This is a genomic window from Streptomyces sp. AK010 (assembly GCF_014207295.1).
GTDB classification, from domain to species: Bacteria; Actinomycetota; Actinomycetes; order Streptomycetales; family Streptomycetaceae; genus Streptomyces; species Streptomyces massasporeus.
In genome coordinates this window covers 71,201-93,068 of record NZ_JACHCX010000012.1, presented here as the reverse complement: position 1 = coordinate 93,068, position 21,868 = coordinate 71,201, and the positions used below count along the sequence as shown (strand labels likewise).

The window sequence follows — 21,868 nt, the reverse complement described above, 5'->3', positions numbered from 1 at the left end:
CGAGTTCCGCGGGCATTCCCGAGAACTCTCAGAGAAGGGACGGCTTCCGTCGTTTCTCATGGGGCTCTCTGCGGCGGCTGGACCGGCTCGTGACCGTCTTCAACGCGCGGGCCGTGACGATCTGCCTCTGGCACGAGATCGCGCTTGTCCCCGCCGTACCGCTGATCGACCGCTTCTGGGACGTGCCCGCCTTCGAGGCGTACCTTCCGCTGGACAGCCAGTGGTTCATGCTCGGCGTGGGCTGGGTGCCGATCGCGGTGTTCGTGCTGCTGTGCGCCTGGGTCGAGGACGTGGCGGCTCGCGAGCAGCCGCGGCTCCTGCCCGGAGGGGGTGCTGCAAGAATGGGCCCGTGACCCGCGCATCCCTGGACAAGCAGCCGCACGAAGTCGCCTCGATGTTCGACGGCGTGGCGGAACGGTACGACCTGACCAACGACGTGCTGTCCCTCGGCCAGGACCGGCGATGGCGCAAGGAGGTCGCCAAGGCGGTCGACGCGCGCCCCGCCCAGAAGATCCTCGACTTGGCGGCGGGCACGGGCACCTCCTCGCTGCCCTTCGCCCGCACCGGCGCCTACGTCGTCCCCTGCGACTTCTCCCAGGGCATGCTCCAGGTCGGCAAGCAGCGGCAGCCCTGGCTGCCGTACACCGCCGGCGACGCGACGCGGCTCCCGTTCAAGGACGACACCTTCGACGCCGTCACCATCTCCTTCGGCCTGCGCAACGTGCAGGACACGGACGCGGGCCTGCGCGAGATGCTCCGGGTGACCCGGCCCGGCGGGCGGATCGTGATCTGCGAGTTCTCGCACCCGACGTGGGCGCCGTTGCGCACGGTGTACACCGAGTACCTGATGCGCGCCCTGCCGCCGGTCGCCCGGGCCGTGTCCTCCAGCCCCGACGCCTACGTCTACCTCGCCGAGTCCATCCGCGCCTGGCCCGACCAGCCCGCCCTCGCCGAGCGGCTGGGCAAGGCCGGCTGGTCGCGGGTGGCCTGGCGCAACCTGAGCGGCGGCATCGTCGCCCTGCACCGGGGCTTCAAGGCCGAGTGAGGCCGGGGCCCGTCGGCCGCGGGCCGGGGCCACTCGGTCCTAGGGCGAGCTGAGGACCATGTAGGGGTCGCCCGGCTCGTCCAGCTCGCGCTGGAGACCGCCCCTGGGCGGACGCGGGATCCGCGGTTCGTGCACGCCCCCGCCGCCCTCACCGGGACCGAAGTCGAACCACACGTAGACCATCGAGTCCCGCGGCACCTCGGCACCGGGCTGCGGATACTGGCGTACGACGTAGTCGACGACGGCGAGAGGGAACTCGGGCCGGTCCGGTGCGTTGAGGAGGAGGCCCTGCGCCCGGGCCGTCTCCCTCGCGTCCACGGCCATCAGGCCGACCAGACGCGGTACGCGCACTTCGGGTGTCTTGCGGGATATCTGCACCGATGTCACCCCCAGCGGTACAGGAAGGGTAACTCCCGCCCCGTACCGACCGGAAGCGACCGATGCCGGTCTGTGACAGTCGACTACTCTCCGTAAACCGTCCGGAGATCGAGGCGGTAGCAGTGCCCCGCCCGCTGCGAGGCCGGGGTCGTGAACGTCTCGGCGAGGCGCATCCCAAGACGCTGGGTCACCGCGATGGACCGGCTGTTGCGGGCGTCGACCATCGCGACGACGCCCGGGACGCCACTGGCCCGCATCCGCTCCAGCGTCTGCCGCGCGGCCGCGGTGACGTAGCCCTTGCCCCAGTGCTCCCGGCCCAGCCGCCAGCCGATCTCGATCTCGCCGGCCGGGCCCCAGGACCGCTCCCACGGCTGGGCGCCGGTGAAGCCGATGACCTGCCCCGACTCGTCGAGCACGGTCCACAGGCAGAAGCCGAGCTCCGCGTCGTGCCGGCGCTGGCGGGCGGTGAGCTCCTCGTACACCGAGAGTTCCGCGGCCCTGCCGCCCTGGTACTCCATGACGTCCGGGTCGTCGAAGATCCGGTGCCAGGCGAACGCGTCCTCGTGGGTGGGGACGCGAAGCCGCACAGCGGGGAGAACTCGGTTCACGGAGGCAGCCCTTCAGCCGGGTGATGAATGCTGCTGCATAGACTGCCCATGTCCAGTGCCGGTCGGCACGCAAGATTGACGAACTTGGGGAGATCCCGCCGTGACCGTCGTGACCGAGCCCCTCTCCGAGAACACCGCCGATGTGATCGTCGTGGGCGCGGGGCCGGCCGGCTCCACCACCGCCTACCACCTCGCCAAGGCCGGACTCGACGTCCTCCTGCTGGAGAAGACCGAGTTCCCCCGCGAGAAGGTCTGCGGCGACGGCCTCACCCCGCGTGCCGTCAAGCAGCTGGTGGCGATGGGCATCGACATCTCGGAAGAGGCCGGCTGGCTGCGCAACAAGGGCCTGCGCATCATCGGCGGCGGGGTGCGGCTCCAGCTCGACTGGCCGGATCTCGCCTCCTTCCCGGACTACGGCCTCGTCCGCAAGCGCGACGACTTCGACGAGCAGCTCGCCCGGAACGCCCAGAAGGCCGGTGCCCGGCTCTTCGAGCGGTGCAACGTGGGCGCGCCGGTCCTGGACGAGCGCACGGGCCGCATCACCGGGGTGCACGCCAAGCTCGGTGAGGAGAAGCGCGAGGTCACCTTCCGGGCGCCGCTCGTCGTGGCCGCCGACGGCAACTCCACCCGGCTGTCCCTGGCGATGGGCCTGCACCGCCGCGAGGACCGCCCGATGGGCGTGGCCGTGCGCACGTACTTCACCAGCCCGCGCCACGAGGACGACTACCTGGAGTCCTGGCTGGAGCTGTGGGACCGCCGCGGCGCCGAGGACCGCCTGCTGCCCGGCTACGGCTGGATCTTCGGCATGGGCGACGGCACGTCGAACGTCGGCCTCGGCGTCCTCAACACCTCCGACTCCTTCAAGGAGCTGGACTGGCGCGAGGTCCTGAAGGCCTGGTGCGCGTCCATGCCGGAGGACTGGGGCTACACCCCCGACAACATGACCGGCCCGATCCGCGGCGCCGCGCTTCCCATGGCCTTCAACCGCCAGCCGCACTACACCAAGGGCCTGCTGCTCGTCGGCGACGCCGGCGGCCTGGTGAACCCCTTCAACGGCGAGGGCATCGCCTACGCCATGGAGTCCGGCCGGATCGCCGCCGACGTCATCGTCCAGGCCCACGCCCGGCCGACCCCGGCGAGCCGCGAACTGGCCCTTCAGCGCTACCCGCGCGTCCTGAAGGACACCTACGGCGGCTACTACACGCTCGGCCGCGCCTTCGTGAAGCTCATCGGCAACCCGAAGGTCATGCAGATCGCGGCCCAGCGGGGTCTCACGCACCCGATGCTGATGAAGTTCACCCTGAAGCTCCTCGCGAACCTCACCGACCCGACGGGCGGCGACGCGATGGACCGCATCATCAACGGACTGAGCAGGGTGGCCCCGAAGGCCTGACCGGGGGTTCGGCACCGCGACGACGGCGGTCCCAGGTCGACGGCGCAGTTCGCGGCGTTGACGAGCGTCCGACGCTTGCGCCGCACGGTCTCCGCCGCTGCCGCCGTGCCGTCCGTCGCCGTCGTGCGCCTGCTCCAGGCCCTCGGTGAGGTACTCCCGGGCGGGCGTACACCGACTCCCGCCGGTCCGCCGTGCTGCGGCGCCGCAGCACGGCTTTGCGCTCCCGTGCGGAGAGGCGGTCCGGACAGGGCTGTCCGGCGCGGTGATCGGCGCGACGTCAACACCCGGCCAGGCCGTGACAATTCGGGCGCAAGATGCCGGAGTGACGGGAGTGCACAGGCGGGCCGCGATACCGGGTGGCCCCCAGAAGGGCCCTGAAGGCCCCTGGAGCGGCCCGGAGCCGGGCCGAGGGGGTCACGGGGCTGGACGGCCCCGGACAGGCCGGGAGGGCCGATGCCTCGCTGCGGCAACGGCCCTCGAGCCCGAACGTACGGATGTGTCAGACGGCGCGTGACGTCACAGGACGCGCACCGCGCCCGACGCCGGGTAGCCCGACAGGTCCTGGATGACGACGCCCTTGGACGGGTTGGCCGCGTCCAGGTACTGGCCGTCCCCGATGTAGACACCCACGTGGTACGCGGAGCCCTTGCCGCCCCAGTACAGGATGTCGCCGACCTGAACGCTGGACAGCGGCACGTCCGTGCCGGCCATCGACTGGTCCTGCGAGACGCGCGGCAGATCCACACCAACCTGCTTGTACGCGGCCTGCACGAGGGAGGAGCAGTCCCAGGCGTTGGGACCGGTGGCGCCCATGACGTAGGCGTCACCCACCTGGGCCTTGAGGAACGCGATGACCGTCGCGACGCTGCCGCTGGCGGGCGCCGACACGGAGGTCGAGGTGGACGCGGAGGCGGAGAGGGTGCTGCGCTCGGCGCTGCGCGTGGCGCGCTCGGCGGCGGCCTTGCGGGCGGCCTCGGCGGCCTTCTTCCTGGCCTCGGCCTTCTTCGCCGCGGCGAGGTCCTTCTTGGCTTCCGCGGCGGCCTTGGCGGCGGCCGCGTCACGCTCGGCGCGCAGTTCGTAGTTCGCGGCTGCCTGCTGGGTAGCGGCCGCGGACTGGGCGACCTGAGCGGACAGGTCGGCCGTCAGGGTGGGCAGTTCGATGGTCTGCGTCACCGGCTCGGCGGCGCTCGCAGAGGCCGACGCACCCGCCGCTGCCATGCTGAGAACGCCACCGGCAACTCCGGCACGCACGGCGATCGAAGAGGTCGCGCTGCGGCGGGGTTTCCGGTGGCTGCGTATGTGAGCGGTGTGGGACATGGGAACAACCGGTACCAGGGGCTCCTTCATATCTTCAAGAAACGTGTGCTGCGCCACAGTTGTTCATCCGGGGCCTCAAAACCCCTCGGTGAGCCCCTTTATTGACGCCATAACGGACATTGCGGGCTGCTCGTGATCGGCCTGTGATCACGCTGTTTGATCAATACGCCCGAATTGCCCCGCGCCTACCATCGGTTGGTTTGATTGGCCAAGCCCCGTTCTCATGGATCTCCCATGCTTGTGACGGAGGTCACGGAACGGCTGCCCTGCCGGTCGCGTCCCGGTGCGCAGATCACGACGGGGTCACGACCTCGCGAAGATCGTGAACGCGTGCACGCGTCCACACTCCGCCTCGCATGCCCCCTGATGTGTGAACGCGCCTCTACCAAGAGATCAAGTCCTCCGCCAATTTGCATGCAAGGGAACCCTCTTGATATTGAGACGACCCCTCCGGCCTGCACTGACGAGCCAAAATGTCACCTCTCGTGATCACTCGGACGCTTCGCGTGTGAAGATCACCGCTCATCCGACTTCATGATCGATCGTCAGGTGGTGGAGATCACAAAGGTTGAGTAATACCCCGTGTCGCAGATCACAGAGCGTCGGGCATAAGATGCACGCGGTTGGGCTTGTGACCTGCTTCACATGTTCCCGATCTTCGCCGGGGCGGGCGGGGTTCGAGGGACAGGTGGGGTGGAAGTGAGCCCGACGCAAACCTCCCCCTAGGTCTCGGCTTCGCTCGACCAGGGGGGACCCCCATGCAGTCAGTGCCGACTGAGAGGAGCGAGGAGCGGTGAACGCTTATGCGCCCATCCTCGTACTGGGAGCCCTCGGGGCAGGCTTTGCGATCTTCTCCGTGGTCATGGCCACGTTGATCGGGCCCAAGCGGTACAACCGGGCCAAGCTCGAGGCCTACGAGTGCGGTATCGAGCCGACCCCCACGCCGGCCGGCGGTGGGCGCTTCCCCATCAAGTACTACCTGACGGCGATGCTCTTCATCATTTTCGATATCGAGATCGTCTTCCTCTACCCCTGGGCCGTCACCTTCGACGCCCTGGGGATCTTCGGGCTCGTGGAGATGCTGCTCTTCGTGCTCACCGTCTTCGTCGCGTACGCGTACGTATGGCGGCGCGGCGGCCTGGAATGGGACTGAGGGGCCACACGTCATGGGACTCGAAGAAAAGCTGCCGAGCGGCTTCCTGCTGACCACCGTCGAGCAGGCCGCGGGCTGGGTGCGCAAGTCGTCCGTCTTTCCCGCCACGTTCGGCCTCGCCTGCTGTGCCATCGAGATGATGACCACCGGCGCCGGCCGCTACGACCTGGCGCGCTTCGGCATGGAGGTCTTCCGGGGCTCGCCGCGCCAGGCGGACCTGATGATCGTCGCCGGCCGGGTCAGCCAGAAGATGGCGCCGGTGCTCCGGCAGGTCTACGACCAGATGCCGAACCCCAAGTGGGTGATCTCCATGGGGGTCTGCGCCTCGTCCGGCGGCATGTTCAACAACTACGCCATCGTCCAGGGCGTCGACCACATCGTGCCGGTCGACATCTACCTCCCCGGCTGTCCGCCCCGGCCGGAGATGCTCATGGACGCGATCCTCAAGCTCCACCAGAAGATCCAGAGCTCCAAGCTCGGCGTGAACGCCGAGGAGGCGGCCCGCGAGGCGGAGGAAGCGGCGCTCAAGGCGCTGCCCACCATCGAGATGAAGGGGCTGCTGCGGTGAGTGAGGCGAACGGCAACGGGGTCAACCCCGAGAAGGACCTCTCCGCGGAGAACCTCCCGGGCCAGCGCGGCCAGGGCGGTGAGGAGATCCGCGTCCAGCGCGGCATGTTCGGCGCCGACAACGGCGGAGACACCTCCGGCTACGGCGGCCTGGTCCGCTCGGTCCGGCTCCCGGGACCGGCGAGCCGCCCCTACGGCGGATGGTTCGACGAGGTCGCCGACGAGCTGGAGGGGGCCCTGGAGGAGCAGGACCTGGTCCCCGCCAACGCCATCGAGAAGACGGTCGTCGACCGCGACGAGCTGACCTTCCACATCGAGCGCGAGCACCTCGTACGCGTCGCCCGCACCCTGCGCGACGACCCGGCCCTGCGCTTCGAGCTGTGCACCGGCGTCAGCGGCGTGCACTACCCGAACGACAAGGGCCGCGAGCTGCACGCCGTCTACCACCTGCGGTCGATCACCCACAACCGGGTGATCCGCCTGGAGGTCAGCGCCCCCGACAGCGACCCGCACATCCCGTCGTTGTTCGAGGTCTATCCGACGAACGACTGGCACGAGCGCGAGACGTACGACTTCTTCGGAATCGTCTTCGACGGTCACCCGGCCCTGACGCGGATCATGATGCCGGACGACTGGCAGGGCTTCCCGCAGCGCAAGGACTACCCCCTCGGCGGCATCCCCGTCGAATACAAGGGCGCCCAGATCCCGGCTCCGGACCAGCGGAGGTCGTACTCATGAGCACTTCCCACGCCTCCCCTCGGGAGACCACCGAGGGCACCGTCTACACGGTCACCGGCGGCGACTGGGACGAGGTCGTCCAGTCCGCGGCCCGCGCCGACGACGAGCGCATCGTCGTCAACATGGGCCCGCAGCACCCGTCCACCCACGGTGTGCTCCGTCTGATCCTGGAGATCGACGGCGAGACCGTCACCGAGGCCCGCTGCGGAATCGGTTACCTGCACACCGGCATCGAGAAGAACCTCGAGTACCGGACGTGGACGCAGGGCACCACGTTCGTGACGCGCATGGACTACCTGACGCCGTTCTTCAACGAGACGGCGTACTGCCTCGGTGTCGAGAAGCTCCTCGGCATCGAGGACCAGATCCCGGACCGCGCCTCGATCATCCGCGTGCTCCTGATGGAGCTGAACCGCCTCTCCTCGCACCTGGTGTGCATCGCCACCGGCGGCATGGAGCTCGGCGCGACCACGATCATGATCTACGGCTTTCGTGATCGTGAACTCATTCTCGATATCTACGAGCTGATCACCGGCCTGCGGATGAACCACGCGTACATCCGCCCGGGCGGACTCGCCCAGGACCTGCCGCCCGGCGCGGTGGACCAGATCCGCGAGTTCGTGAAGAAGATGAAGAAGAACCTCCCGGAGTACGACAAGCTCGCCACCGGGAACCCCATCTTCAAGGCCCGCATGCAGGACGTCGGCTATCTCGACCTGGCCGGCTGCATGGCCCTCGGCGCGACGGGCCCGATCCTGCGCTCCACCGGCCTGCCGCACGACCTGCGCAAGGCGCAGCCCTACTGCGGCTACGAGACCTACGACTTCGACATCCCGACCGCGGACACCTGCGACTCCTACGGCCGCTTCCTCATCCGGCTGGAGGAGATGCGCCAGTCCCTGAGGATCGTCGAGCAGTGCCTGGACCGGCTCCAGCCCGGCCCGGTCATGGTCGCCGACAAGAAGATCGCCTGGCCGGCCCAGCTCGCCCTGGGCCCCGACGGCCTCGGCAACTCCCTCGACCACATCAAGAAGATCATGGGCACCTCCATGGAGGCCCTGATCCACCACTTCAAGCTCGTCACCGAGGGCTTCCGCGTCCCGCCGGGACAGACGTACGCGGCGGTCGAGTCGCCCAAGGGCGAACTCGGGGTGCACGTCGTCTCCGACGGCGGCACCCGCCCCTACCGGGTCCACTTCCGGGACCCGTCCTTCACCAACCTTCAGGCCATGGCGGCGATGTGCGAGGGCGGCCAGGTCGCCGACGTCATCGTCGCCGTCGCGTCCATCGACCCCGTGATGGGAGGCGTCGACCGGTGACCACATCGTCTTCCGAGCGGGGCGTCAGCCTGGGCATGCCCGAACTGCCCGCCCCCGCCTACCCGGACGACGTCCGGGCCCGTCTGGAGACGGACGCGCGCGAGGTCATCGCCCGCTACCCCGACTCCCGGTCCGCCCTGCTGCCGCTGCTGCACCTCGTACAGGCGGAGGAGGGGCACGTCACCCGCACCGGCATGCGGTTCTGCGCGGACGTGCTCGGCCTGACCACGGCCGAGGTCACCGCGGTCGCCACCTTCTACACCATGTACCGCCGCCGGCCGAGCGGCGACTACCAGGTGGGGGTGTGCACCAACACCCTGTGTGCCGTCATGGGCGGGGACGCGATCTTCGAGGAGCTCCAGGAGCACCTCGGCGTCGGCAACGGCGAGACCACCGGCGACGGCAAGGTCACCCTGGAGCACATCGAATGCAACGCGGCCTGCGACTTCGCGCCGGTCGTGATGGTCAACTGGGAGTTCTTCGACAACCAGACCCCGGCCAGCGCCAAGAGCCTCGTCGACGACCTGCGCGCGGGACGGCCGGTCACGCCCACCCGCGGCGCGCGCATGTGCACCTTCAAGGAGACCGCCCGGATCCTGGCCGGCTTCCCCGACGAGCGGGAGGGTGCCGTGGAAGCCGGCGGAAGCGCGGGACCCGCCTCCCTGATCGGTCTGAAGCTCGCCAAGGGGGAGGCCTCTCCCGCACGCGTGGTGCACCCGCGCGGCGAGGCGGCCCGGACCGGGGCACCGCACGAGCCGTCACCGACCGAGCACCTGAGCTCGCACGACGCGCCGCAGGACACATCGGCCTCCGACCCTGCCCACCCGGCCGGGCCCACCGCCGAGGAGGGGGAGTGATGACCTTGGCACCCGAGCTGAAAGACACGAGCCCCGAGAAGCTGCTCGCACCCGTGCTGTCGGCCTTCTGGGACGAGGACAAGTCCTGGACGCTGGACGTGTACCGCACGCACGACGGCTACGAAGGGCTGCGCAAGGCGCTCGCCATGTCGCCGGACGACGTGATCGCGTACGTCAAGGAATCCGGTCTGCGCGGACGCGGCGGCGCGGGCTTTCCCACCGGCATGAAGTGGCAGTTCATCCCGCAGGGGGACGGCAAGCCGCACTATCTCGTTGTCAACGCCGACGAGTCGGAGCCGGGGACGTGCAAGGACATCCCGCTCCTCTTCGCGAACCCGCACAGCCTCATCGAGGGCATGATCATCGCGTGCTACGCCATCAGGTCGTCGCATGCCTTCATCTATCTGCGTGGTGAAGTCGTCCCGGTGCTGCGGCGGTTGCACTCGGCCGTGCGCGAGGCGTACGAGGCCGGCTTCCTCGGCGAGAACATCCAGGGCAGCGGACTCGACCTCGACATCACCGTGCACGCGGGCGCGGGCGCGTACATCTGCGGTGAGGAGACCGCACTGCTCGACTCGCTCGAAGGCCGCCGGGGCCAGCCGCGGCTTCGTCCCCCCTTCCCTGCCGTCGCGGGCCTCTATGCGTGCCCGACTGTGGTGAACAACGTCGAATCGATCGCGTCGGTTCCCGCGATCATGCAGCGGGGCAAGGAATGGTTCCGGTCGATGGGGAGTGAGAAGTCGCCCGGCTTCACGCTCTACTCCCTTTCCGGCCATGTCGCCGGCCCCGGCCAGTACGAGGCGCCGCTCGGGATCACGCTCCGCCAGCTCCTCGACATGAGCGGCGGGATGCGCCCCGGGCACCGCCTCAAGTTCTGGACGCCGGGCGGTTCCTCGACCCCGATGTTCACCGACGAGCACCTCGACGTGCCCCTGGACTACGAGGGGGTGGGCGCCGCGGGTTCCATGCTCGGCACCAAAGCCCTCCAGTGCTTCGACGAGACGACCTGCGTGGTCCGGGCCGTCACCCGCTGGACGGAGTTCTACGCCCACGAGTCCTGCGGCAAGTGCACGCCCTGCCGCGAAGGGACCTACTGGCTCGTGCAGCTGCTGCGCGACATCGAGGCCGGCAAGGGACAGATGTCGGACCTCGACAAGCTGAACGACATCGCCGACAACATCAACGGCAAGTCGTTCTGCGCCCTCGGCGACGGCGCCGCCTCGCCGATCTTCTCCTCGCTCAAGTACTTCCGCGAGGAGTACGAGCAGCACATCACGGGCCGGGGCTGCCCCTTCGACCCGGCCAAGTCGACGGCCTGGGCCGACCGCACGGAGGTGAACGCATGACCGTGACCACCAGCTCTCCCTCCGGCGGGGGAGAAGCGGCGGTCCCGCCGGAGGACCTCGTGTCGCTGACGATCGACGGCGCGGAGATCAGCGTGCCCAAGGGCACCCTGGTCATCCGGGCCGCCGAGCAGCTCGGCATCGAGATCCCCCGGTTCTGCGACCACCCCCTGCTCGACCCGGCCGGCGCCTGCCGCCAGTGCATCGTCGAGGTCGAGGGCCAGCGCAAGCCCATGGCGTCCTGCACCATCACCTGCACCGACGGGATGGTGGTGAAGACCCACCTCACCTCCCCGGTCGCTGAGAAGGCCCAGAAGGGTGTGATGGAGCTCCTGCTCATCAACCACCCGCTGGACTGCCCGGTCTGCGACAAGGGCGGCGAGTGCCCGCTGCAGAACCAGGCCATGTCGCACGGCGAGTCCGACTCCCGCTTCGAGGGCCGCAAGCGGACCTATGAGAAGCCCGTCCCGATCTCCACCCAGGTGCTGCTCGACCGCGAGCGGTGCGTGCTGTGCGCCCGCTGCACCCGGTTCTCCAACCAGGTCGCGGGCGACCCGATGATCGAGCTGATCGAGCGCGGCGCGCTCCAGCAGGTCGGCACCGGCGAGGGCGACCCCTTCGAGTCGTACTTCTCCGGCAACACCATCCAGATCTGCCCGGTCGGCGCGCTGACCTCGGCGGCGTACCGATTCCGCTCCCGCCCCTTCGACCTGGTCTCCTCCCCGTCGGTGTGCGAGCACTGCTCCGGCGGCTGCGCCACGCGCACCGACCACCGGCGCGGCAAGGTCATGCGGCGCCTCGCGGCGAACGACCCCGAGGTCAACGAGGAGTGGATCTGCGACAAGGGGCGGTTCGGCTTCCGGTACGCGCAGCAGCGCGACCGGCTCCAGACGCCGTTGGTGCGCAACGCCGAGGGCGAGCTGGAACCGGCCTCCTGGCCGGAGGCGCTCCAGATCGCGGCCCAGGGGCTGCTGGCCTCCCGGGGCCGCACCGCAGTCCTGACCGGCGGCCGCCTCACCGTCGAGGACGCCTACGCGTACAGCAAGTTCGCGCGCGTGGCGCTCGACACCAACGACATCGACTTCCGCGCGCGCGTGCACAGCAGCGAGGAGGCCGACTTCCTCGCCGCCCAGATCGCCGGGCGCGGCCGGGACCTCGACGGCACGGGCGTCACGTACACCGCGCTGGAGAAGGCCCCCGCCGTCCTGCTGGTCGGGTTCGAGGCGGAGGAGGAGGCCCCCGGCGTCTTCCTGCGGCTGCGCAAGGCCTGGCGGGGGCACGGGCAGAAGGTCTACTCCCTGGCCACGCACGCCACGCGCGGTCTGGAGAAGGCCGGTGGCACGCTGCTGCCGGCGGCTCCCGGCACCGAGACCGAGTGGCTGGACGCGCTCGCGAGCGGCGCCGGCCTGGAGGACGACGGTGCGCTCGCCGCCGAGGCGCTGCGCGCCGAGGGTGCGGTGATCGTCGTCGGCGAGCGGCTGGCCGCCGTGGCCGGCGGGCTCACCGCCGCCGCCCGCACCGCCTCCGCCACCGGCGCCCGGCTGGCGTGGATCCCGCGCCGGGCCGGGGAACGCGGTGCGATCGAGGCGGGCGCGCTGCCGTCGCTGCTGCCGGGCGGGCGCCCGGCCACCGACCCCCGCGCGCGTGACGAGGTCGCCGGCGTCTGGGGCGTCGCCGGTCTCCCGCACCGCTACGGCCGGGACACCGGCCAGATCGTGGAGGCCGCCGCGTCCGGCGAGCTCCAGGCCCTGCTGGTGGCGGGCGTGGAGATCGCCGACCTGCCCGACCCGGCACGCGCGCGTGCGGCGCTGGACGAGGTGGGCTTCCTGGTCTCGCTGGAGCTGCGGCCGAGCGAGGTCAGCCGCAAGGCCGATGTCGTCCTGCCCGTCGCCGCGGTCGCCGAGAAGGCCGGCACCTTCCTCAACTGGGAAGGCCGGATCCGCTTCTTCGAGGCGGCGCTCAAGCCGGACCAGATGACCCGCAGCTCCGCGCCCACCGACGCGCGCGTGCTGCAGATGCTGGCCGACGCCATGGACGTCCACCTCGGACTGCCGGATCTGCGTACCGTGCGCGGCGAGATCGACCGGCTCGGCGCCTGGGACGGCCCGCGGGCAGGCGAGCCCCTGGAGACCGCGGCCGCGCTGCCGCGGCCGGCCGCCGGGGAAGCCGTCCTCGCGGGGCACCGGCTGCTGCTCGACCAGGGCCTCCTCCAGCAGGGCGACGAGGCACTCGCCGGAACCCGGCACGCGGCACGCGCGCGTGTGTCGGCCCCGACGGCCGCCGAGGCGGGCCTCAAGGACGGCGACCTGCTCGCGGTGACCGGCCCCCAGGGGGTCGCGGAACTCCCGCTCCAGATCACTGACATGCCCGACCGGGTGGTGTGGCTGCCGCTGAACTCCACCGGCGGCGGCGTCGCCTCCGACACCGGGGCGCGGCCCGGCTCCCTCGTCCGCATCGGCCCGGCGACGCTCGCCGGCGAGGCCCCCAAGGAGGTGGAGGCATGAGCCCGTACCTCGCCGCTGAAGACCTCTCGATGTTCGGCACCGACCCCTGGTGGCTGGTCGTCGTCAAGGCGGTGTTCTGCTTCGCCTTCCTGATGGTGACCGTGCTGGTCTCCATCGTCATGGAGCGCAAGGTCGTCGCCTGGATGCAGCTGCGCATCGGCCCCAACCGGCACGGCCCCTGGGGCATGCTCCAGTCGCTCGCCGACGGCATCAAGCTGATGCTGAAGGAAGACGTGATCGTCAAGCGCGCGGACAAGGCGATCTACGTCCTCGCGCCCGTCATCGCGGCCATCCCGGCCTTCATGGCGATCGCGGTGATCCCCTTCGGCCCGGCCGGCAACGAGATCTCGATCTTCGGCCAGCGCACCACGATGCAGCTCACCGACCTGCCGATCGCGATGCTCTACATCCTCGCGGTCGCCTCGGTCGGCATCTACGGCATCGTCCTGGCGGGCTGGAGCTCCGGCTCGACGTACCCGCTGCTGGGGGGCTTGCGCTCCTGCGCGCAGATGATCTCCTACGAGATCGCGATGGGCGCCGCCTTCGCCTCCGTCTTCCTCTACTCGGGGTCCATGTCGACCTCGACGATCGTCGAGCAGCAGGCCGACCGCTGGTACATCGTGCTGCTGCCGGTCTCCTTCGTCATCTACATCGTCACGATGGTCGGCGAGACCAACCGCGCCCCCTTCGACATGCCGGAGTCCGAGGGCGACCTGGTCGGCGGCTTCAACACCGAGTACTCGTCGATCAAGTTCGCGATGTTCATGCTCGCCGAGTACGTCAACATGGTGACCGTCTCGGCCGTCGCCACCACGCTGTTCCTCGGCGGCTGGCGGGCCCCCTGGCCCGTCAGCACCTTCTGGGAGGGCGCCAACCACGGCTGGTGGCCGCTCCTGTGGTTCACGGTCAAGGTCCAGTTGCTGCTCTTCATGTTCATCTGGATCCGCGGCACCCTCCCGCGCGTCCGCTACGACCAGCTGATGAAGCTCGGCTGGAAGGTCCTCATCCCGGTCTCGCTGGTGTGGCTGATGCTCGTCGCGAGCGTGCGGGCCTTCCGCAACGAGGGCTACGACTTCGCCGACATCACCCTGTACGTGGGCGGCGGCGTCCTCGCCCTGCTGCTGCTCTCCTTCGTCGTCGACGTGTTCCGCGAGAAGGCCAAGAAGACCGACCAGCCGGCCGAGACCCCGGCCGCCTTCGACCCGATGGCGGGCGGATTCCCCGTACCGCCCCTGCCCGGACAGGAACTTCCGCCGGTCCCGCGCCGCCGCTCGCGCTGGGGGTCCCCCCGCGGGAGCGAGTTCGAGCGTGGGGGAGAGCGGGAGCTGATTGTCAGTGGTGGGCCCGATACTCAGAGTGACGGATCTCTGGGCGGATCTACGGATGGAAAGGAGGCGTCCGATGGCTGAGGAACTCGAGCGTTCGAAGGCCGAGGAACCCAAGGACACCAAGCCCGGTTTCCAGAACCCCGTGGCCGGCTTCGGCGTGACCTTCAAGGCCATGTTCAAGAAGCGGCTGACCGAGCAGTACCCGGAGCAGCAGAAGACCACGGCTCCGCGCTTCCACGGACGGCACCAGCTCAACCGCCATCCGGACGGCCTGGAGAAGTGCGTCGGGTGTGAACTGTGCGCCTGGGCCTGCCCCGCCGACGCGATCTACGTGGAGGGCGCGGACAACACCGACGAGGAGCGCTACTCGCCGGGCGAGCGGTATGGCCGCGTCTACCAGATCAACTACGCCCGCTGCATCCTGTGCGGCCTGTGCATCGAGGCCTGCCCCACGCGCGCGCTCACGATGACCAACGAGTTCGAGCTGGCCGACTCCAGCCGGGCCAACCTCATCTACACCAAGGAGCAGCTGCTCGCCGGTCTGGAGGAGGGCATGGTCGACTCGCCCCACGCCATCTACCCCGGCACCGACGAGCAGGACTACTACCGGGGCCTGGTGACGGAGGCGGCGCCCGGTACCGAGCAGCAGGTCGCCCACTCCAAGGGCGAGGTCGTACAGGAGGCCGACTCGACCTCCGGCGGGACGGAACCCGCCTCAAAGAAGGTGATCGGCCGATGACCGCCCAACTCGCCGCCTACTCCACCTCCACCGGAGAGGCCGTCCAGTTCTGGATCCTCGGAACCGTCGCGGTGATCGGCGCCCTGTGCACCATCCTCATGAAGAGGGCCGTGCACAGCGCGCTCTGCCTCGCCGGCACCATGATCATCCTGGCGGTGTTCTACCTCGCCAACGGCGCCTACTTCCTGGGCGTCGTCCAGATCGTCGTCTACACCGGCGCGATCATGATGCTGTTCCTGTTCGTGGTGATGCTCGTCGGCGTCACCGCGGCGGACTCCCTGAAGGAGACCATCAAGGGCCAGCGCTGGTTGGCCCTGCTGTGCGGTCTCGGCTTCGGCGTCCTGCTGATCGGCGGGATCGGCAACGCGTCCCTCACGGAGTTCAACGGCATCGGCCAGGCGAACGCCGGGGGCAACGTGGAGGGCCTCGCCGCCCTCCTCTTCACCAAGTACGTCTTCGCGTTCGAGATCACCGGCGCCCTGCTCATCACGGCCGCCGTCGGCGCCATGGTGCTCACCCACCGCGAGCGCACCGAACGCGCCAAGACGCAGCGGGAGCTCGCCGTGGAGCGCGTCCGGTCGGGCAAGCAGCTGCCGCCCCTGCCGGCACCGGGTGTGTACGCCCGGCACAACGCGGTCGACATCGCGGGCCTGCTGCCCGACGGCACCCCGTCCGACCTCACCGTCAGCAAGACCCTGCGTGAGCGCGGCCAGATCCGTGACGTGTCGCAGGAGGCGCTCAACGACCTCAAGGCCCTGGAGCAGCGGTCCGAGGAGCGTCTGGGGCGCAGGGCGGTCGGGCCGGCGAAGTTCCAGCGGTCCGAGGAGGCGTCGAAGTGAACCCCGTCAACTACCTCTACCTCGCGGCCCTGTTGTTCACGATCGGCGCCACCGGCGTGCTCATCAGGCGCAACGCGATCGTCGTGTTCATGTGCATCGAGCTCATGCTCAACGCCTGCAACCTCGCGTTCGTCGCCTTCTCCCGGATGCACGGCAACCTCGACGGGCAGATCATCGCCTTCTTCACGATGGTCGTCGCCGCCGCCGAGGTCGTGGTCGGGCTCGCGATCATCGTGTCCCTGTTCCGTGCCCGCCACTCGGCCTCGGTCGACGACGCCAGCCTGATGAAGCTGTAAGGGGTCGGAAGAATCGTGGAGAACCTCATTGCGCTGCTGGTGGCGGCGCCCCTGCTCGGAGCGGCGGTCCTGCTGTGCGGCGGCCGGCGGCTGGACGCCGTCGGCCACTGGCTCGGCACCCTGTTCGCGGCCGTCTCCTTCGTGCTCGGCCTGGTGCTGTTCACCGACATGCTGGGGCAGAGCGCCGAACACCGCGAGATGTCCCAGCACCTGTTCAGCTGGATCCCGGTCGAGGGCTTCCAGGCGGACGTCGCCTTCCAGCTGGACCAGCTGTCCATGACGTTCGTGCTGCTGATCACGGGCGTCGGATCGCTGATCCACCTGTACTCCGTCGGGTACATGGAGCACGACGAGCGGCGCCGCCGCTTCTTCGGCTATCTGAACCTGTTCCTCGCGGCGATGCTGCTCCTCGTCCTCGCCGACAACTATCTGCTGCTGTACGTCGGCTGGGAGGGCGTCGGTCTCGCCTCCTACCTGCTGATCGGCTTCTGGCAGCACAAGCCCAGCGCCGCCACGGCCGCGAAGAAGGCCTTCCTGGTCAACCGCGTCGGCGACATGGGCCTGTCCATCGCGATCATGCTGATGTTCCTGTGGTTCGGCACCTTCGCCTTCGGGCCGGTGCTCGGCACCCACACGGAGGCCGGGCTCGCCGGTGCCGCCGGTGAGGACAAGCTGACCGCGATCGCGCTGATGCTGCTCCTCGCCGCCTGCGGCAAGTCCGCCCAGGTGCCGCTGCAGTCCTGGCTCGGGGACGCGATGGAGGGCCCGACCCCGGTCTCGGCCCTCATCCACGCCGCGACCATGGTGACGGCGGGCGTCTACCTGATCGTCCGCTCCGCGGCCGTCTTCAACGGCGCCCCGGACGCGCAACTGGTCGTCACCATCGTCGGAGCGGTCACACTGCTGTTCGGTGCGATCGTCGGTTGCGCGAAGGACGACATCAAGAAGGCCCTGGCCGGCTCGACCATGTCGCAGATCGGCTACATGATCCTCGCCGCCGGCCTCGGCCCCATCGGCTACGTCTTCGCGATCATGCACCTGGTGACGCACGGCTTCTTCAAGGCCGGGCTGTTCCTCGGCGCCGGTTCGGTCATGCACGGCATGAACGACGAGGTCGACATGCGCCGCTACGGCGGACTGCGGAAGTACATGCCCGTCACCTTCGTCACCTTCGGCCTCGGCTACCTGGCCATCATCGGCTTCCCGGGCCTGTCCGGCTTCTTCTCCAAGGACAAGATCATCGAGGCGGCGTTCGCCAAGGGCGGCACCGAGGGCTGGATCCTCGGCGCCTGTGCCCTGCTCGGCGCGGCCATCACGGCGTTCTACATGACGCGCGTGATGCTGATGACGTTCTTCGGCGAGGAGCGCTGGCGCAAGGCCCCGACGCCGTCCCCGGCCCGGCCGGACGTGGAGCCCGCCGCCGAGACCCGCGGCGAGGCGGTGTCCGGACATGCCGCTGCCGCGGCGGGCCCGCCGCACCCGCACGAGTCGCCCAAGATCATGACGATCCCGATGATCGTGCTGGCCATCGGGTCCGTGGCCACTGGCGCGTTCTTCAGCATCGGCGACCGGTTCATGCACTGGCTGGAGCCCGTCACCGGGCACAGTCACGGCAATCCGCCGATCAGCGCGGGTGTGGTCACCGGCGCGACCGTCGCCTGCATGGTCATCGGCGTCGCCATCGCCTGGGCCCAGTACGGCCGCCGCCCGGTCCCGGCCGTCGCCCCGCGCGGCTCGCTGCTCACCCGGGCCGCCCGGCGCGACCTCCTCCAGGACGACTTCAACCACGTCGTCCTGGTGCGCGGCGGCGAGCACCTCACGCGGTCCCTGGTCTACGTCGACCACACCCTGGTCGACGGCGTCGTCAACGGCACGGCGGCCTTGGTCGGCGGCCTCTCCGGGCGGATGCGCAAGCTGCAGAACGGCTTCGCCCGCTCCTACGCGGTCTCGATGTTCGGGGGTGCGGCGGTCATCGTCGCCGCGACCCTGCTGATGAGGGCGGTCTGATACCGATGTCCTTTCCTCTGCTGACAGTGACAGCGGCGCTCCCGGCCGTCGGGGCGATCGCCACGGCCGCCGTACCGGCCGCGAAGCGCACCGCGGCCAAGTGGCTGGCGCTGTTCTTCTCGCTCGCCACGCTCGTCCTGGCGATCACCGTCCTGGTCCGCTTCGACCCGGACGGCGCCCGCTACCAGCTCACCGAATCCCATGCCTGGATCGCGGACTTCGGCGTCCGCTACGAACTGGGTGTGGACGGCATCGGCGTGGCGCTCGTCGCGCTCACGGCGCTGCTGATCCCCTTCATCATCCTCGCGGGCTGGCACGACGCCGACCCCCTGGAGACCGGCAGCAGCCGGTGGCGGCCGACGCAGGGCTTCTTCGCCCTGATCCTGGCCGTCGAGGCGATGGTGATCCTCTCCTTCGAAGCCACCGACGTCTTCCTCTTCTACATCTTCTTCGAAGCCATGCTGATCCCGATGTACTTCCTCATCGGCGGCTTCGGGGACCGTGCCCACGAGCACGGCGAGAAGGCGGCGGCGACCCAACGGTCGTACGCGGCAGTCAAGTTCCTCCTCTACAACCTGGTCGGCGGTCTGATCATGCTGGCCGCGGTGATCGGCCTGTACGTGGTCGCCGGGAACTTCTCGCTCCAGGAGATCGCCGAGGCCCGTGCCAACGGCACGCTCGACATGGCGACCCACACCGAACGCTGGCTGTTCCTCGGGTTCTTCTTCGCCTTCGCGGTGAAGGCGCCGCTGTGGCCGCTGCACACCTGGCTGCCCAACGCCATGCAGGAGTCCACCGCCCCGGTCGCCGTGCTCATCACGGCGGTCGTCGACAAGGTCGGCACGTTCGCGATGCTCCGCTTCTGCCTCCAGCTGTTCCCGGAGGCCAGCAAGTGGGCCACGCCCGCCATCCTCGTCCTCGCCCTGATCAGCATCATCTACGGGGCGCTGCTCGCGGTCGGCCAGCGGGACATCAAGCGGCTGGTGGCGTACGCGTCGATCTCCCACTTCGGCTTCATCATCATGGGCATCTTCGCGATGACCAGCCAGGGCCAGTCCGGCGCGACGCTCTACATGATCAACCACGGCATCTCGACGGCCGCGCTGATGCTGGTGGCCGGCTTCCTGATCTCCCGGCGCGGCTCGCGGCTCATCGCCGACTACGGCGGAGTGCAGAAGGTCGCCCCGGTGCTCGCCGGCACGTTCCTGATCGGCAGCCTCGCGACCCTGTCCCTGCCGGGCCTGGCGCCGTTCGTCAGCGAGTTCCTGGTCCTGGTCGGCACGTTCACGCGCTACCCGGTGATCGGCATCATCGCCACCTTCGGCATCGTCCTCGCCGCGCTCTACACCCTCGTCCTCTACCAGCGGACGATGACGGGCCCGGTGAAGCCGGACGTCTCCGCGATGCCGGACCTCAGGATCCGTGAGCTCGCGGTCGTCGCCCCGCTGATCGCCCTGCTGATCTTCCTGGGCGTCTACCCGAAGCCCGTCACGCAGATCATCGACCCGGCGGTCAAGCAGACCATGTCCGACGTCCAGAAGAAGGACCCCCAGCCCGAGGTGGAGGCGGCCAAGTGAGCGCAACAGCCGTCCACAGCCTGTGGACAACCGCGGCCGACCCGATCTCCAAGATCGACGCGCCGAAGTTCGAGTACGGCCAGCTGTCGCCGATCCTGATCGTCGTCGGCGCGGCGATCATCGGGATCCTGATCGAGGCGTTCGTCCCGCGGAAGTCGCGCTACTACGCCCAGATGTTCGTGTCCGTCGTCGCCCTCGCCGCGGCCTTCGCCGCGGTCGTGGCGCTCGCGGCCGACGGGTACGGCACGACCAGGGCGCGCATCGCGGCGATGGGCGCGATCGCCGTCGACGGACCGGCCCTGTTCCTCCAGGGCACGATCCTGCTGGCGGCCCTGGTGGGCCTGTTCACCTTCGCCGAGCGGCGCCTGGACCCGGAGGCGCACGGCAACCGCGTCGACTCCTTCGCCGCGCAGGCCGCGTCCGTGCCGGGCAGCGAGAGCGAGAAGGCCGCGATCAAGGCCGGGTTCACCACCACCGAGGTGTTCCCGCTGCTGCTGTTCGCGGTCGCCGGCATGCTGATCTTCCCCGCGGCCAACGACCTGCTGACGCTGTTCGTGGCGCTGGAGGTCCTCTCCCTGCCGCTGTACCTGCTGTGCGCGCTGGCCCGCCGCAAGCGGCTCATGTCGCAGGAGGCGGCGGTCAAGTACTTCCTGCTCGGCGCCTTCGCCTCCGCGTTCACCCTGTTCGGCATCGCCCTGCTCTACGGCTACGCGGGCTCGATGTCGTACGCGACGATCGCGCAGGTCGTCGACGGCACGGTGCAGGACGTCAACCCGGCGCTCGCCGACACCATGGGCAACGACGCGCTGCTGCTGATCGGCGCCGCGCTGCTGGTCATGGGCCTGCTGTTCAAGGTGGGCGCGGTGCCGTTCCACATGTGGACGCCGGACGTGTACCAGGGCGCGCCGACGCCGGTGACCGGCTTCATGGCGGCGGCGACGAAGGTGGCGGCGTTCGGCGCGCTGCTGCGGCTGCTCTACGTCGTCCTGCCGGGCCTGCGCTGGGACTGGCGGCCGGTCATGTGGGCCGTGGCCATCGTCACGATGCTGGGCGGTGCGATCGTCGCGATCACGCAGACCGACATCAAGCGGCTGCTGGCGTACTCGTCGATCGCGCACGCCGGGTTCATCCTCGCGGGTGTCATCGCGACCACGCCCGACGGTGTCTCGTCGGTGCTGTTCTACCTGGCGGCGTACTCGTTCGTGACGATCGGCGCCTTCGCGGTGGTCACGCTCGTCCGTGACGCCGGGGGCGAGGCGACGCATCTGTCCAAGTGGGCGGGGCTCGGGCGCAGGTCCCCGCTGGTGGCGGCCGTGTTCGCGGTGTTCCTGCTGGCCTTCGCGGGCATTCCGCTGACGTCCGGCTTCGCCGGGAAGTTCGCCGTGTTCAAGGCGGCGGCGGAGGGCGGGGCGGCCCCGCTCGTCGTCATCGGTGTGATCTCGTCGGCGATCGCTGCGTTCTTCTACATCCGCGTCATCGTGCTGATGTTCTTCAGCGAGCCGCGGCCGGAGGGCCCGACGGTGGCCGTGCCGTCGCCGCTGACGATGACGGCGATCGGAGTGGGTGTGGCGGTCACGCTGGTGCTCGGTGTGGCGCCGCAGTACTTCCTGGATCTGGCGGGGCAGGCGGGCGTCTTCGTCCGCTGACGTCCGCGGAGGGCCGCGTGGGGTCCGGTCTCCTTCGGGAGCCGGGCCCCACGGCGTTTCCGGGCGAGGTGCCGCAGCGGCGCGCCATGTCGAACGTATGGATCTGCATCGCCTTCGCCGGCGGGACCTGTGGATAACTCCGGGGCTGTCGGTGCGGGCGCCTATGGTGGACGCAGTGGTCGAGGCGCGACGCACGGGGGACGCAACGATGGGC

19 protein-coding genes and 1 pseudogene are annotated in these 21,868 nt (G+C 69.6%); 17 read left to right on the top strand and 3 right to left on the bottom strand.

Annotation, left to right across the window (positions count from 1 at the left end; genetic code table 11):
• Positions 1-71: 71 nt before the first annotated feature.
• Together HDC93_RS22900 and HDC93_RS22895 are read left to right on the top strand one after the other, a co-directional pair.
• Positions 72-353 (top strand): annotated as a pseudogene (locus HDC93_RS22900) (acyltransferase); the annotation flags it as partial.
• Positions 350-1,045: a demethylmenaquinone methyltransferase gene (locus HDC93_RS22895; protein ID WP_185012723.1), complete on the top strand. Its 696-nt coding sequence runs from the start codon at positions 350-352 to the stop codon at positions 1,043-1,045. The pseudogene HDC93_RS22900 and the gene HDC93_RS22895, both read left to right, overlap by 4 nt.
• A 39-nt stretch (positions 1,046-1,084) precedes the next feature.
• Here HDC93_RS22895 and HDC93_RS22890 read toward each other — a convergent pair whose 3' ends face one another.
• Both HDC93_RS22890 and HDC93_RS22885 read right to left on the bottom strand, forming a co-directional pair.
• Entirely contained in the window at positions 1,085-1,396 is a 312-nt protein-coding gene (locus HDC93_RS22890; RefSeq protein ID WP_185012850.1) for a PASTA domain-containing protein, read from the bottom strand.
• 110 nt (positions 1,397-1,506) lie between these two features.
• A complete protein-coding gene (locus HDC93_RS22885) occupies positions 1,507-2,031 on the bottom strand; it encodes a GNAT family N-acetyltransferase (RefSeq protein ID WP_185012722.1) in 525 nt (174 codons plus the stop codon).
• Positions 2,032-2,131: 100 nt separating this feature from the next.
• Here HDC93_RS22885 and HDC93_RS22880 point away from each other — a divergent pair, with 100 nt between their 5' ends.
• Complete coding sequence (locus tag HDC93_RS22880) at positions 2,132-3,424, top strand: geranylgeranyl reductase family protein (RefSeq protein WP_185012721.1); 1,293 nt, start codon at positions 2,132-2,134, stop codon at positions 3,422-3,424.
• Positions 3,425-3,940: 516 nt separating this feature from the next.
• Here the strand turns inward: HDC93_RS22880 and HDC93_RS22875 are convergent.
• A complete protein-coding gene (locus tag HDC93_RS22875) occupies positions 3,941-4,771 on the bottom strand; it encodes a C40 family peptidase (RefSeq protein ID WP_185012720.1) in 831 nt (276 codons plus the stop codon).
• Between the two features lie 763 nt (positions 4,772-5,534).
• On the opposite strand from HDC93_RS22875, the gene HDC93_RS22870 reads away from it, so the two are divergent.
• Genes HDC93_RS22870 through nuoN form a run of 14 tightly spaced genes read left to right on the top strand, consistent with a single transcriptional unit; the run spans position 5,535 to position 21,654 of the window.
• Positions 5,535-5,894, top strand: a complete 360-nt coding sequence (locus HDC93_RS22870) for an NADH-quinone oxidoreductase subunit A (protein ID WP_003974383.1) — start codon at positions 5,535-5,537, stop codon at positions 5,892-5,894.
• A gap of 13 nt (positions 5,895-5,907) precedes the next feature.
• Positions 5,908-6,462: an NADH-quinone oxidoreductase subunit B family protein gene (locus HDC93_RS22865; RefSeq protein ID WP_018528252.1), complete on the top strand. Its 555-nt coding sequence runs from the start codon at positions 5,908-5,910 to the stop codon at positions 6,460-6,462.
• Entirely contained in the window at positions 6,459-7,199 is a 741-nt protein-coding gene (locus tag HDC93_RS22860) for an NADH-quinone oxidoreductase subunit C (protein ID WP_185012719.1), read from the top strand. Before HDC93_RS22865 ends, HDC93_RS22860 begins: the two co-directional genes overlap by 4 nt.
• Positions 7,196-8,518: an NADH-quinone oxidoreductase subunit D gene (locus tag HDC93_RS22855; protein WP_185012718.1), complete on the top strand. Its 1,323-nt coding sequence runs from the start codon at positions 7,196-7,198 to the stop codon at positions 8,516-8,518. Before HDC93_RS22860 ends, HDC93_RS22855 begins: the two co-directional genes overlap by 4 nt.
• The gene (gene nuoE, locus HDC93_RS22850; RefSeq protein WP_185012717.1) at positions 8,515-9,375 is read left to right on the top strand and encodes an NADH-quinone oxidoreductase subunit NuoE; all 861 of its coding nucleotides are present in this window, start codon (positions 8,515-8,517) and stop codon (positions 9,373-9,375) included. The genes HDC93_RS22855 and nuoE overlap by 4 nt, the downstream gene beginning before the upstream one ends.
• Positions 9,375-10,721 carry an NADH-quinone oxidoreductase subunit NuoF gene (nuoF, locus tag HDC93_RS22845; protein ID WP_221517028.1) on the top strand — a complete coding sequence of 449 codons (1,347 nt, stop codon included), beginning with the start codon at positions 9,375-9,377 and terminating at the stop codon, positions 10,719-10,721. Before nuoE ends, nuoF begins: the two co-directional genes overlap by 1 nt.
• Positions 10,718-13,222 (top strand): NADH-quinone oxidoreductase subunit G, encoded by a 2,505-nt coding sequence (locus HDC93_RS22840; RefSeq protein ID WP_185012715.1) that lies wholly within the window; start codon positions 10,718-10,720, stop codon positions 13,220-13,222. The genes nuoF and HDC93_RS22840 overlap by 4 nt, the downstream gene beginning before the upstream one ends.
• A complete protein-coding gene (gene nuoH, locus HDC93_RS22835; protein ID WP_185012714.1) occupies positions 13,219-14,631 on the top strand; it encodes an NADH-quinone oxidoreductase subunit NuoH in 1,413 nt (470 codons plus the stop codon). Before HDC93_RS22840 ends, nuoH begins: the two co-directional genes overlap by 4 nt.
• Positions 14,624-15,289, top strand: a complete 666-nt coding sequence (gene nuoI / locus HDC93_RS22830) for an NADH-quinone oxidoreductase subunit NuoI (RefSeq protein ID WP_185012713.1) — start codon at positions 14,624-14,626, stop codon at positions 15,287-15,289. Before nuoH ends, nuoI begins: the two co-directional genes overlap by 8 nt.
• Positions 15,286-16,128, top strand: coding sequence for an NADH-quinone oxidoreductase subunit J (locus HDC93_RS22825; RefSeq protein ID WP_185012712.1), 843 nt, complete (start codon positions 15,286-15,288; stop codon positions 16,126-16,128). The genes nuoI and HDC93_RS22825 overlap by 4 nt, the downstream gene beginning before the upstream one ends.
• On the top strand, positions 16,125-16,424 hold the full coding sequence (gene nuoK / locus HDC93_RS22820) for an NADH-quinone oxidoreductase subunit NuoK (RefSeq protein ID WP_003992252.1): 300 nt from the start codon (positions 16,125-16,127) through the stop codon (positions 16,422-16,424). The genes HDC93_RS22825 and nuoK overlap by 4 nt, the downstream gene beginning before the upstream one ends.
• Before the next feature lie 15 nt (positions 16,425-16,439).
• On the top strand, positions 16,440-18,431 hold the full coding sequence (gene nuoL, locus HDC93_RS22815; RefSeq protein ID WP_185012711.1) for an NADH-quinone oxidoreductase subunit L: 1,992 nt from the start codon (positions 16,440-16,442) through the stop codon (positions 18,429-18,431).
• A 5-nt stretch (positions 18,432-18,436) separates the two neighbouring features.
• Positions 18,437-20,008 carry an NADH-quinone oxidoreductase subunit M gene (locus HDC93_RS22810; protein ID WP_185012710.1) on the top strand — a complete coding sequence of 524 codons (1,572 nt, stop codon included), beginning with the start codon at positions 18,437-18,439 and terminating at the stop codon, positions 20,006-20,008.
• Positions 20,005-21,654 carry an NADH-quinone oxidoreductase subunit NuoN gene (nuoN, locus tag HDC93_RS22805; RefSeq protein ID WP_185012709.1) on the top strand — a complete coding sequence of 550 codons (1,650 nt, stop codon included), beginning with the start codon at positions 20,005-20,007 and terminating at the stop codon, positions 21,652-21,654. Before HDC93_RS22810 ends, nuoN begins: the two co-directional genes overlap by 4 nt.
• Positions 21,655-21,868: the final 214 nt, after the last annotated feature.